This window comes from Microbispora corallina (genome assembly GCF_016863035.1).
Classification (GTDB): Bacteria; Actinomycetota; Actinomycetes; order Streptosporangiales; family Streptosporangiaceae; genus Microbispora; species Microbispora corallina.
Window position 1 is genome coordinate 203,197 of the sequence record NZ_BOOC01000022.1, and the last position, 13,401, is coordinate 216,597.

General features: G+C 74.6%; 7 protein-coding genes. 1 reads left to right on the forward strand and 6 read right to left on the reverse strand.

All coding sequences use genetic code 11. The features are described from left to right. Window positions 1-2: 2 nt before the first annotated feature. The 6 genes from Mco01_RS22510 to Mco01_RS22535 all read right to left on the reverse strand — a co-directional run bounded on the left by Mco01_RS22510 (window position 3) and on the right by Mco01_RS22535 (window position 8,277). Window positions 3-929, reverse strand: a complete 927-nt coding sequence (locus tag Mco01_RS22510) for an SPFH domain-containing protein (RefSeq protein WP_204058863.1) — start codon at window positions 927-929, stop codon at window positions 3-5. Window positions 930-1,105: 176 nt separating this feature from the next. Beyond that, the gene (locus Mco01_RS22515; protein WP_204058864.1) at window positions 1,106-3,826 is read right to left on the reverse strand and encodes a glycoside hydrolase family 3 protein; all 2,721 of its coding nucleotides are present in this window, start codon (window positions 3,824-3,826) and stop codon (window positions 1,106-1,108) included. A gap of 156 nt (window positions 3,827-3,982) precedes the next feature. Then, a complete protein-coding gene (locus tag Mco01_RS22520) occupies window positions 3,983-4,975 on the reverse strand; it encodes a GlxA family transcriptional regulator (protein WP_204058865.1) in 993 nt (330 codons plus the stop codon). Window positions 4,976-5,030: 55 nt separating this feature from the next. Beyond that, window positions 5,031-5,444, reverse strand: coding sequence for a universal stress protein (locus Mco01_RS22525; RefSeq protein WP_204058866.1), 414 nt, complete (start codon window positions 5,442-5,444; stop codon window positions 5,031-5,033). A gap of 28 nt (window positions 5,445-5,472) precedes the next feature. Further along, the gene (locus tag Mco01_RS22530) at window positions 5,473-6,687 is read right to left on the reverse strand and encodes a YbfB/YjiJ family MFS transporter (RefSeq protein WP_204058867.1); all 1,215 of its coding nucleotides are present in this window, start codon (window positions 6,685-6,687) and stop codon (window positions 5,473-5,475) included. 165 nt (window positions 6,688-6,852) lie between these two features. Next, the gene (locus tag Mco01_RS22535) at window positions 6,853-8,277 is read right to left on the reverse strand and encodes an acyl-CoA carboxylase subunit beta (RefSeq protein WP_204058868.1); all 1,425 of its coding nucleotides are present in this window, start codon (window positions 8,275-8,277) and stop codon (window positions 6,853-6,855) included. Between the two features lie 485 nt (window positions 8,278-8,762). On the opposite strand from Mco01_RS22535, the gene Mco01_RS22540 reads away from it, so the two are divergent. Then, window positions 8,763-13,401: type I polyketide synthase (locus Mco01_RS22540; protein WP_204058869.1), on the forward strand; the 4,639-nt coding region annotated here is incomplete at its 3' end.

Below are 13,401 nucleotides of genomic sequence, written 5' to 3' on the forward strand. Positions count from 1 at the left end.
GGCTACTGGTACAGGGAGCCGGTGTTGACCACAGGCTGCACGTCGCGGTCGCCGCAGAGGACGACGAGCAGGTTGCTGACCATCGTGGCCCTGCGCTCCTCGTCGAGCTCGATCACCTCGTTCGCCTCGAGACGGGCCAGGGCGGCCTCGACCATGCCGACCGCGCCGTCCACGATCCGCTGGCGGGCCGCCACGACGGCGCCGGCCTGCTGGCGGCGCAGCATCGCCTGCGCGATCTCCGGCGCGTACGCCAGGCGGGTGATGCGCGACTCGATGACCTTCACCCCGGCGGACGCCACCCGGGCCTGGATCTCGGCCGACAGGCGGCCGGTGATCTCGTCGGCGTTCTCGCGCAGCGAGAGCGTGTCGTCGTGCCCGTCGTACGGGTAGCTGCCCGCGATGTGGCGGACGGCCGTCTCCGTCTGGAAGGCGACGAACTCCACGAAGTCGTCCACCTCGAACACGGCCTTCGCCGTGTCCTCGACCTGCCAGACCACCACGGCGGCCATCTCGATCGGGTTGCCGTCGGCGTCGTTGACCTTGGTCACGTCCGTCTCGTGGTTGCGGATGCGGGTCGACACACGCCGCTTGTTCGTGAAGGGGACCACGAAGCGCAGGCCGGGGGCGCGCACGGTGCCGACGTAGCGGCCGAGCAGCTGCACCACCCGCGCCTCGCCGGGCGCGACGGCGGTCAGGCCGGTGAAGACCACGACCACGCCCAGGAGGAGCAGCAGCCCCGCGACGATCAGGACGGCGCCCCTGCCGTCGTCGCCCCCGGCCGCGGCGTCGCCGCCCAGGGCGATCAGCACGGGCGAGGCCAGCAGGCCCAGCAGGGCCGCCGCCAGCAGCGGCCATCCGGAGACCGCCCGGGTCGTCCGCTCGCCGATCCGCGGCGTCGGCATGTCGACGGCGATGTGCGTGTCTGTCATGACTCCTCCTCGATGTCTATCGCCAATCTAGCAAAGTGATATCACTTTTGCCAGAGGGGCCCGGACGGCGGAGGTGACGGGATGTGCGTCCGGCTCGCGGCGAGGGCGGACGCCGCCCTGGCCCGGGGAGGCCGTTTTCGCGGACCACCCGGGCCAGCGCGGGTGCGCTGCGCCGCCTAGGTGAGGTCGGCGCAGCTCAGCGCGTCGGGGTCGGTGGCGGCCTTCGGCACCCAGCGGACGTTGGCGAACGACGCGGAGAACGCGCCGTCGGTGTAGACGAGGAAGGGCGTGTTCACCACCTCAAGGTCCAGGCCCCCGGCGGCGAAGCAGGAGATGGGGATCTTGACGGTGGTCTTCACGCCGGCCGGCATCCTCTGGAACAGCGAGGTCGCCACCACCTCGGCGTAGCAGGGATAGACGCAGTGCACGCTCACCACGGTCCGGTTGGCCGGCGGAGAGTGCACGATCGTGTCGAACTCCAGCGCCGCGTCGGCGTTCAGGTATCCCCGCAGATCGGTGCCGCCCGCCGGGTTCTGCATGTAGATCTGCGCGGGCCCGGTCCCCGTCCAGGTGGCCTTGAGCCCGTCCTGCTGGACGTTGACGTCGGAGGGCTCGACGGTGATCTCCGAGTGCGCGGCGGCGCCGTCGGGCCCGATCTCGGTGCCGCCCCAGTTCTCCGCCGAGCCGATGTAGCTCTTGTACGGCGGGACGTCCTGGCGGTCGAAGATCTCCAGGTCCTCGGTGGCGGTGCCGCCGCCGCCCGTGCTGCCGCACGCCGCCCCTGGCGAGGTCTCGTCGAGCGTGCCGACCTTCCCGGTCTGGCCGTAGCGCAGGCCGTACCCGGCGGGGAACAGCGGGTCGTAGCCCTCGTCGCCCACGTTCAGGGGCGTCTGGCAGGCGCCCCGCGGCCAGGAGTAGGACAGCGTGCCGGTGTACCCGGCGCCGCTCCGCCTGCCGCGCACGAGCAGGTCGGCCACCCCGCCGCCCTCGGTGCCGGGCAGCCAGGCCGCGACGAACGCGTCCGACCGGTTGAGCTCGTTGTTGACGTAGAGCGGGCGGCCGGAGACGAAGACGGTGACCACAGGGGCGCCCTTGCCGCTGACCTTGTCGAGCACGGCGAGGTCGCCGGGGTAGAGCTTGGCCGCCTCCAGCGTCTTGCGCCCGAGGTCGCCCACGCCCTCGGCGTACGGCGTCTCGCCGATCACGGCGACGACCGCGTCGTAGGCGGACGGGTCGACGCCGTCGGCGTTCTCGCTGAACGTCACGTGGTCCGCGCCGAGCGCCTCCTTGAGGCCGTCGAGGATCGTGGTGCCGTCCGGGAAGTCGGCGTTGGTGTTGCCGGTGCCCTGCCAGCTGAGGCTCCAGCCGCCGGTCTGGTTCTGCAGGTTGTCGGCGCTCTTGCCGACGACGAGGACCTTGGAGCCCGGTGCGAGCGGCAGGACCCTGCCGTTGTTCTTGAGCAGGACCTGCGACTCCCGGACGGCCCTGCGTGCGAGCGCCCGGGCCTGCAGGGCGTCGGCCGACCCGGCGTGCGCGCGGGCCGACGGCTTCGGCTCGTCGAAGACCCCGGCCCGGAGCTTGACCCGCAGGATGCGGGTGACCGCGTCGTCGATCCGGGACATCGGGATGTCGCCCGACTGCACCTGCGCGATCGTGTTGGCGATGAACGCCTTCCAGTCGTTGGGCACCATCACGACGTCGATCCCCGCGTTGATCGCCCGGGGGCAGCTCGCGTTGGTGCATCCGGCGACCTGGCCGATGCCGTTCCAGTCGGACACGACGAGCCCGTCGAAGCCCATCTTCCGCTTGAGGATCTCGGTGAGGGCCTTCTCACTGCCATGGATCTTGCCCTCCTCGATGCCGAGGTCGGGGTTGGTCCAGCTGTTGAACGACGCCATCACGGTCTGGGCGCCGGCCGCCAGGGCGCCGTAGTAGCCCTGGCCGTGGATGTTGATCATGTCGGCCTCGGACGAGGGGTTCACCCCCTGGTCCTGGCCCTTGGCCGTGCCGCCGTCGCCGATGAAGTGCTTGGCCGTGGCGAGCACGCCGCCGAGCCTGTGGCCGTGACCGCCCTGCAGGCCGCGGACGATCTCGTAGCCGTACGCCCGGGTGACGCGCGGGTCCTCCGAGAAGCCCTCGTACGTGCGGCCCCACCGGTCGTCCCGCACGACCGCGAGGGTGGGCGCGAACGCCCAGTCCTGCCCGGTGGCCCTGATCTGGGTGGCGGTGGCCGCCCCGACGTCCCGGACGAGGCAGGGGTCGTGGGCGGCGCCCAGGCCGATGTTGTGCGGGAAGAGCGTGGCCCCGTACACGTTGTTGTTGCCGTGCACGGCGTCGATGCCCCAGATGATCGGGATCTTCGTGCGGGTGGAGACCGACGCCTGCCAGTAGGCGTCGGCGAGGTCGAGCCAGGCCTTGGGGGCGGCGTGCTTGTCGCGGCCGGGCCAGGAGCCGCCGCCGTTCAGGACCGAGCCGATGGCGTACTGCCGGACCTCGTCGGGGGTGATCGCGGAGATCTCGGGCTGGGTCATCTGGCCGACCTTCTCGGCGAGCGTCATCCCGGCGACGATCGTCGCGATGCGCTTCTCGTCGGCCGGGTTCCGCCCGATCTCGCTGCGCACCCGCGGCCAGTCGGGCAGGGTGGGCAGCCGCTTCTCGATGCGGGCGCAGCCGCCCACCTTGTCGGGGCTTCCGACGACCGGTTGCCGGTCGGGACGGGCGGCGTCCCCGCCTGGGGCCGCGTCCCCGCCTGGGGCGGCGGCCGCGGCGCCGGGACGGGCCGCGCCGGCCTCGGCGGCCTCGGCGGCGGGGACGGCGGCCGCTCCGCCGGTCAGCAGGGTCAGGCCGGCCAGCGCGGCGAGGGCGCGCCGGGGAACGCGGGCGGGGGATGTGCTCATGGACGTCCGTTCTCGAGGCGACCAGGGCGACGGTTACGACCGTGTTTCGCCAGATCGTCACCCGGCGGGCCGCCCCGGTCAACCGCCACAGAGAGCGCTCTCTGACTGTGCAGGTCAAACGACGACGCCGCTCCCGCGCGAGGACGGCAACCGCTTTCAGGAGCCGGGCCGGCCGGCGCCCGTCGTGCGGAACCGGGACCGGTAGACGGCCGGCGGCACCCCGAGCTCGCGGGCGAACGCCCGGCGCATGGTCTCCGGCGAGCCGAACCCGGCCTTCCTCGCCACCGCGTCGAGCGGGTCGTCCGCCGACTCCAGCAGGCCGCGGGCGGTCTCCACGCGGACCAGCTCGACGTACCTGGCCGGCGTCGTGCCGGTCTCCCTGCGGAAGAGCCGGGTGAGCTGGCGGACGCTCAGCCCCGCGCGCGCCGCCATGGCGGACAGCCCGTGGTCGGCGGCCGGGTCGACCGCCACCGCGTCGAGGAGCCGCCGCACGGTCCTGTCGCGCGTCCCGCCCGACCGCAGGCGCACGCTGAACTGCGACTGGCCGCCGGGCCGCTGCATGAAGACGACGAGGTGCCGGGCGACCGTCCGCGCGAGGTCGGCGCCGTAGTCCTCCTCGACGAGGCCGAGGGCCAGGTCGATGCCCGAGGTCACCCCCGCGGACGTGATGATCCGGCCGTCCCTGACGAAGATCGCGTCCGGGTCGACGGTCACGCGGGGGAACGCGCGGGCCAGCCGCTCGGCGAGCACCCAGTGGGTGGCCGCCCGGCACCCGTCGAGCAGCCCGGCCTCCGCGAGGACGAAGGCCCCGGCGCACACGGACGCGGTCCGCCCGGCGGCCGCCGACAGCCGCCGTACCTGGTCGAGAAGCTCCGCGTCCCGGGCGGTCGCCACGTCGGGGCTGCCCGGCACGATCAGCACGTCGATCCCGGCGGCGTCGAGGTCCTCCAGGGCGACGTCGGCCCCGATCCGGACGCCGCCGCTCGTGCGGATGTCCAGGCCGCCCGGCGAGGCCGTGCGGGTCCGGTACGCGGCGCCGTGCTCGCCGGCCACGGTGAACACCTCCAGGGGGCCGGTCACGTCCAGCAGCCGGACGCCGTCGTACACGACGACGACCACGGTGCGACGCGGCCCCCTCCGGGTGGTCATGCGTTCAGTCTGCGGCACGGCCGCCGGCCCCTCCGACGGCCGGGTGGCACGGCCCTCACACCACCAGCAGCAGCGAGACCGGCGTGTGCAGGCTCACCTCGTGGGTGACGCTGCCGCCGAGCAGCGCGCCGATCCTGCCGTGGTGGCGGGGGCCGAGCACGACGAGGTCGGCCCGCAGCGCACGGGCGCGTTCGAGGACGGCGTACGGGACGTTCTCGTGGAGCACTTCGACCACCTCGCCGTCCGCCGTGAGGCCCGCGGCGCGCAGCCGGGCGACGGCCTGGTCGACCGTGGCCGCGGCGGTGGCGCCGTCCTCCAGCTCGACCATCTGGTCGTAGACGACCTCGCTCTCGTCGGCGTGCAGGACGTGGACGGCCGCGCCGGTCGCCCGGGCGAGGTCCTCCACCTCCGTGAGGATGCGGCCGGACCGCGAGGAGGCGTCGACGGCGACGAGGATGCTCGTGAACATGAGGACTTCCTTTCAGAGGTACGGAGTGTCAGGCCGGGGAGTGCTCGCGCTGGAACAGCGCGGCGGCGGCGGCGAGGACCAGCAGCACGGCCGACAGCCACAGGCCGCGGGCGATGCCGCCTGCGCTGTCGGACAGCAGGCCGGACACGAGCGGCCCGACGGCCTGCCCCACCGAGAAGGCCACGGTCAGCAGGGCGATGCCGGCCGTCCAGACGTTCTGCGGCAGCATCCGCCGGGCGATGACGGTGGCGGCGGTCGGACCGGCCATGAACCCGGAGCCGAACACGACGGCCGACAGCAGCGCGGCGCCCGCGCGGGCGGGCAGGAGCAGCACCGGGAGCACGCCGAGGAACACGAGCCCGGCGACGAGCGCGGTCGCCCGGCCGCCCCTCAGCCGCCCGGCCAGGTGGCCCCACACCGACAGCGTCGCGACCGCGGAGGCGACGCCGAGCACGACGAAGAACACGGCGACCATCGAGGCGCCCAGCCCCCGCTCCCTGAGCAGGGCGACCACGAAGGTCATGTAGCTGACGTAGCCCGCCCCGAACAGGACGTACCACACGAACGTGGGCACGAGACGGCGCACCTGGTGGCCGGCGAGCACGGCGGCGTGGGGTCCGGACGGCTCGGGGACCCGGCAGGCTCCGAGCCAGGCGGGGAGCAGGGCGAGGACGGAGGCCACGCCCATCAGCAGCCAGCCGAGCCGCCAGCCCGCGTCGCCTCCGGCGGACAGGGCGGCCGGGACGACGACGCCCGCGATCACCACGCCGGCGCCCACGCCCGCCATGTAGACGGCGACCGGCAGAGCCGCGCGCCGCCGGTCGGCGCCGGTGGCGACGCGGGTGGCGAGGGCGGAGCCCACGACGAACGCGACCGCGGTGGTGAATCCTCCGGCGAAGCGGAAGGCGAGCAGCGCCCAGAACACGGCGGTGGCCGCGGTGGCCAGCAGGGCCACGGCGCTGAGCGCCAGCGCCCACAGGAAGGCGGTCCGGTTGCCGAGGCGCCGGGCCAGCAGGGCCGCGCCGGCGGCGCCGATGATGTAGCCCAGGGCGTTGGCCGTGTTCATGCCTCCCGCCTGCGCGTACGACCAGTGCAGCCGCTCGTGCATGGGCGGCAGCAGCAGGGCGTAGGCGAAGCGGGTGAAGCCCAGGGCCACGACCGGCCCACAGGCCAGCCCCAGCGCGGTCAGCACCTCACGGGCGAGGCCGCCCTCCCGGGCCGGCGGCGCGGCGACGGCGGTCACGATACGTCACCGGTACGGAGATCAGCGTGGTCGGCCCACATGGGGATGGTCCTCCTTCGACACGAACGGCTTGGTCATCACTCACCAAGTCCGTCCGCGCGAAGATCCATCGCGGCCGTTCGGGACGCCTGTCCCTCGGATCCGGCCATCCCGGCCGGAAACCGGTCACAGGGGGATGTTGTTGTGGACCCCCCGCCGGTCCGGGGCGGCGGCGAGGGCCTCGGCGAGGCGGCGCCGCGTGGTACGCGGCTCGATCACCTCGTCCACCACCCCGAGGTCCAATGCCCTGCGCACCCCGCCCGAGAGCCGTTCGTGCTCGCGCACCAGGTCGGCGCGCAGCCGCTCCCGTTCCTCGTCGGTCGGGGCGGCCGCCAGGCGACGGCGGTGGAGGACGCCGACGGCGGCCTCGGCCCCCATCACGGCGACCTCGGCTCCGGGCCAGGCGAAGACGGCCGTCGCCCCCAGCGAGCGGGAGTTCATGGCGATGTAGGCCCCGCCGTACGCCTTCCGGATCACGACCGTCGCGCGCGGCACGGTCGCCTCGGCGAACGCGTGCAGCAGCTTCGCTCCCCGGCGGACCACTCCCCCCCATTCCTGGTCGACGCCGGGCAGGTAGCCGGGGACGTCCGTCAGCACGACAAGCGGCAGCCCGTGCGCATCACACATCCGGACAAAACGGGCAGCCTTCTCGGCGGACAGCGAGTCGAGGCAGCCGCCCTTGCGCAGCGGGTTGTTGGCGACGACGCCGACGGCGCGGCCGGCCAGGCGGCCCAGCCCGACGACCACGTTGGGCGCCCATCCGGCCTGGATCTCCACGAACCCCGGACCGCCGGCGTCGAGGATCTCGCGGACGAGGGGGCGGATGTCGTAGGCGCGGCGCGGCGACTCCGGCAGCAGGGCCGCCGGGTCGCGGTCGTCGGCGAGGGCGTCCGGGTCGAAGCGTCCGCGGACGCCGAGGAGCGCGGCGAGCTCGCGGGTCCGCCGGTACGCGTCGTCCTCTCCCGCCGCCACGACGTGGACGACCCCGGATCTGCGGCCGTGGGCGCCGCCGCCGCCGAGCCCTTCCATGTCGATGTCCTCGCCGGTCACGCTGCGGACGACGTCGGGGCCGGTGACGAACACGCGGCCGTTCTCGGACATGACGATCAGGTCGGTCAGGGCGGGCCCGTACGCCGCGGCGCCGGCGGCCGGGCCGACGATGACGGAGATCTGCGGCACCCGGCCCGAGGCGCGGATGTTCGCGGCGAAGACCAGTCCGGCGCCGTGCATCGACTCGACGCCGTCCGCGAGCCGGGCGCCGCCGCAGTGCCACACACCGATGACCGGGGAGCCGCGCCGGAGGGCCTCGTCCACCGCCGCGACGATGTGACGGGCACCGGCCAGGCCGAGGGCGCCGCCCATGACGGTGGCGTCCGTGCAGAAGGCGACCACAGGCGCGCCGTCGATCCTGCCCGTCACGGCGAGCACGCCACTCCCGTCCGCGGGATGCAGCGGCGCCGCGGACCCGGGGTCGAGCAGGCGGGCGAGCCGTGCGGAGGGCTCACGGAGATCGGCCCCGGTCCCGGCCGCCACCGCCGCGACAACGGTCATGGACTACCCCTCACTGCTCGCGGGTTCGGTCGAACGCTTTCCTCGCACCGTAGGCAGGGCGGTCCCGCCGGGTCCAATTACGATTTCCAATGAGTGCCGGAAAAGAAATGCTTATGAAAAGGCCCGGAACGCTCGTGATTCACGTCACAGTTGACTCTTTCACGAAATTCATGCGAATGTCGATCGGGTGAGCCGGTCATTGTCCCGGGGTTCGGGCGTCGGCGCGGGGATCGGGGAACACCGCTATGACGTGCGGTTGAACCCCGTCACGGCGCCCTCGCCATTTCCCGCGACTTTCGTACGGCGCGGCGCCCGAGCAATTCCCCGCGCGAGCGGACATCGCCGACGCACGGCCGTACGCCGATATCGGGGTGATCGCGCCACGGGCTCCCGCGGCGGAATTCACGACCCATGACCGGCCGGGAAAACGACGGCGAGACGGACGCGCCGGAGACGGCGCTGGACGACACGAGGCGGACGGTGCGATGGCAGCAGACGGAACGACGGCGCCGGCCCCGCCGGCCGGGGCGGACGGCGGCCCGATCGCGGTGATCGGCCTGGCGTGCCGGCTGCCCGGCGCGCCCAGCCCACGTGACTTCTGGGGGCTGCTGCGCGAGGGGCGCGAGGCCGTCGCAGCGCCGCCGGACAGCCGAAGAGCGGCCGGACCGCCGCCGGGCGGGCTCCGGGCGGGGTTCCTGGAGCAGGTCGACCGGTTCGACGCCGCCTTCTTCGGGATCTCGCCGAAGGAGGCCGCCGCCATGGACCCCCAGCAGCGGCTCGCCCTGGAGCTCGCCTGGGAGGCGCTGGAGGACGCCGCCATCCGCCCCGCCGACCTCGCGGGGGCGCCGGCCGCCGTCGTCCTCGGCGCCATGGCCTCCGACTACGCCACTCTGGCCGCCCGGCACGGCGAGGCCGCCATCACCCGCCACACGCTCACGGGCCTCACCCGGGGCATCCTCGCCAACCGCGTCTCGTTCACGCTGGACCTGCGGGGGCCGAGCCTGACCGTGGACACCGCGCAGTCGTCCGCCCTCGTCGCGGTGCACCTGGCCTGCGAGAGCCTCCGGTCGGGCGAGGCGTCGGCCGCGCTCGCGGGCGGGGTCAACCTGAACCTCGCCCCGGAGAGCACGGTGACCGCCGAACGGTTCGGCGGACTGTCCCCCGACGGCCGCTGCTTCACCTTCGACGCCCGGGCCAACGGGTACGCGCGGGGCGAGGGCGGCGGCGTCGTCGTGCTGAAGCCGCTGGAGCGCGCGCTGTCCGACGGCGACCACGTGTACGCCGTCGTCCTGGGCAGCGCGGTCAACAACGACGGCGCGACCGGCGCCCTCACCGTGCCCGGCGCCGCCGCGCAGGAGGAGGTCGTCCGGCTCGCCGTCCGCCGGGCCGGGGTGGACCCCGCCGCCGTGCAGGTGGTCGAACTGCACGGCACGGGCACCAGGGTGGGGGATCCGATCGAGGCGGCCGCGCTCGGGGCGGCCCTCGGCTCGGCCAGGCCCGCCGGGTCGCCCCTCGTCGTGGGCTCGGCGAAGACGAACGTCGGCCATCTGGAGGGCGCGGCCGGGATCGTGGGGCTGCTCAAAGCCGTGCTGAGCATCCACCATCGGGAGGTCGCGCCGAGCCTCAACTTCGCGACGCCGAACCCGGACATCGACCTCGCGGCTCTGAACCTGCGCGTGGCCACCGAGCTCGGCCCCTGGCCGCGGCCCGGCGCGCCGCTCGTCGCCGGGGTCAGCTCGTTCGGGGTGGGCGGCGTCAACTGCCACGTCGTCCTCGCCGAGCCGCCCTCGCGCGGCGCCCGCCGGGTGGACGGAGGGTCCAGCCGGGCGGACGCGCCGGCGGGAACGGCGCCGGGGACGCTACCGGGGGCGCACTCCGCGCCTGACGACGCAACCCCACAGCCGGTGCTCTCCGCGGCGCCTGACGACACAGCCCCACAGCCGGTGCTCTCCGCGGCGCGTGACGACACAGCCCCGCAGCTGCCGGAGGTGACGGTGCCGCTGGTGCTGTCGGCCCGCGACGAGGTGGCCCTGCGCGAGCAGGCGGGGCGGCTGGCGGCCGCCCCGGCCCTGGCCGGGGACGCCGGCGTCGTGGGCGAGGCCGGCGACGGGGGCGAGTCCGGCGACCTGGGCGATGTCGCGTACACGCTCGCGACCGGTCGTACGTCGTTCGGCCATCGGGCTGTGATCGTGGGGAGGAACGGCGGGGACCTGCGGGAACGGCTGCGGGCGTTCGCCGCCGGCGATCCAGCGGCGGGCGCCGTCCAGGGGCGCGTCCGCCGCCCGCCGGAGGGCGGCGGGACGGTCTTCGTCTTCCCCGGGCAGGGCGGCCAGTGGGCCGGCATGGGACGCGATCTGGCCGCGTCCTCCCCCGTCTTCGCCGGGCACCTGGCCGCCGCGGCCGAGGCCCTGCGTCCGCACGTGGACTACTCGCCACAGGACGTGCTGTGGGGCCGTCCCGGAGCGCCCTCGTTCGAGCGCGTGGACGTGGTCCAGCCCGCGTTGTTCGCCGTCATGGTCGCCCTCGCCCGTCTGTGGGAGTCGTTCGGGGTCCGTCCGGACGCCGTCATCGGGCACTCACAGGGCGAGATCGCGGCGGCCCACGTCGCGGGCGCGCTGTCCCTCGAGGACGCCGCCGCGCTCGTCGTGCTGCGCAGCAGGGCGATCGCCGCGATCTCCGGGCGGGGCGGCATGGCCTCGGTCCCCCGGCCGCGGTCCGACGTCGCCGAGCGCCTCGGCCGGTACGCGGGACGGCTGGAGATCGGGGGGGTCAACGCGCCCGAGGCCACCGTGGTGTCCGGCGACGCGGAGGCACTCGACGCGTTCGTGGCCGGCTACCGCGCGGAGGGCGTCGACGTCCGGCGGGTCGCCATCGACTACGCGTCGCACTCCGCCCACGCGGAGGCCGTACGGGAGCGGCTGCTGGCCGACCTCGCCCCGTACACCGGCCGGAGCACCGGCGTGGCCTTCTACTCCAGCCTCACCGGTGACCTGGCCGACACCGCCGCGCTCGACGCCGACTACTGGTACCGCAATCTCCGCCACACGGTCGAGTTCGAACGGGCCGTCCAGGCGGCCGTGCGCGACGGGCACGACGTGTTCGTCGAGGCGAGCCCTCACCCGATCCTCGCCGCCGGCGTCCGCCGGATCCTCGACCTGGCCGGCGGCGACGCGACGACCGGGAGCGTGGTGACCGGGACCCTGCGGCGGGACAACGGGGGGCCCGCCCAGTTCCTCCGGTCGCTGGCGCAGGCCCACGTCACCGGAGTGCCGGTCGACTGGACCCCCGCCGTCCGGCCCGGCGCACGACGGGTCCCCCTGCCCACCTACCCCTTCCAGCGCGATCGCCACTGGCTCGACCTACCGGCCGGGGACGACGCCGAACGGCAGCCCACCGCCCCCCACCCGGCGGTCACCGAGACGCCGCCCGCCGCCGAGGCCGCCCAGAAAACGGGAGATCCAGAGACGAAGGACCCGGAGAGGCTGCTCCGCCTGGTGGTCGCGGTGACGGCCGGGGTCCTCGGGCACGCGGACGCGGGAGGCGTGGCCGCCGACCTGACGTTCCGGGACCTCGGCCTCGACTCGCTGGGCGCGGTGGAGTTGCGCGACGCGCTGACGGCCGCCACCGGCCTGTCCGTCCCGGCGACCGTCACCTACGACCACCCCTCGCCCCTCGCGCTCGCCCGGCACCTGCACGCCCTGGCGACCGGCGAGCCGCCCGCCGCCCCCGCGGCCGTACGGACGGCCACGGGGACGGATGAGCCGATCGCCGTGGTCGCGATGGCGGGACGGTGGCCCGGCGGGGCAGACACCCCCGAGAAGCTGTGGGACCTGGTCATCGGCGGGACGGACGCCATCGCGGCCTTCCCCGCCAACCGCGGCTGGGACGTGGAGGCGTTGTACGACCCCCACGCCGAACGCTCCGGGACGTCGACGACGCGGGAAGGCGGCTTCCTGCACGACGCCGACCGGTTCGACGCCGAGTTCTTCGGCATCAGCCCCCGCGAGGCGGCGGCGATGGACCCCCAGCAACGGCTGCTGCTGGAGGTCGCCTGGGAGGCGTTCGAGCAGGCCGGCGTGGTGCCCGGCTCCCTCGCGGGGAGCCGGACCGGCGTGTTCGTCGGCCTGATGCCACAGGACTACGGGCCGCGTCTGCACGAGACGGCGCAGGGTGCGGAGGGCTACGCGCTGACCGGGACGGCCACGAGCGTGGCCTCCGGCCGGATCGCCTACACCTTCGGCCTGGAGGGCCCGGCCGTCACGGTGGACACCGCCTGCTCGTCGTCGCTGGTGGCGCTGCACCTGGCCGTCCGGTCGCTGCGGTCGGGCGAGTCGGACCTGGCTCTCGCGGGCGGGGCGACCGTGATGTCGAGCCCCGGCATGTTCACCGAGTTCTCGCGGCAGGGCGGCCTGGCGCCGGACGGGCGGTGCAAGGCGTTCTCCTCCTCGGCGGACGGCACCGGCTGGGCCGAAGGCGTCGGCCTCCTGCTGGTCGAACGCCTGTCGGACGCCCGCAAAAACGGCCACCGCGTCCTGGCCCTGATTCGCGGCACCGCCGTCAACCAGGACGGGGCCTCCAACGGCCTGACCGCGCCGAACGGTCTGTCGCAGCAGCGCGTCATCCGGCAGGCGCTCGACGACGCGGGGCTCAGCGCGGGCGAGGTGGACGCGGTGGAGGCGCACGGCACCGGCACCGCGCTGGGCGACCCCATCGAGGCCCAGGCGCTGCTGGCGACGTACGGCAGGGACCGGCCGGAGGGCCGGCCGGTGTGGCTGGGCTCGCTCAAGTCGAACATCGGCCACGCCCAGGCCGCCGCGGGAGTGGGCGGGGTGATGAAGATGGTGCTGGCCATGCGGCACGGCGTCCTGCCGAAGACCCTGCATGCCGACCGGCCGTCCCCCCACGTCGACTGGGCGGCGGGCGGGCTCGCGCTGCTCACCGAGCCGGTGCCCTGGCCCGACACCGGCCGGCCCCGCCGGGCGGGGGTGTCGTCGTTCGGCATCAGCGGCACCAACGCCCACGTCATCGTCGAACAAGCCCCCGACCCGGTGGACGGCGTGCGGGAGCCCACCGAGCGGCCAGATGCAGGGGTGCCGGTGGCGTGGGTGGTGTCCGGCAAGACGG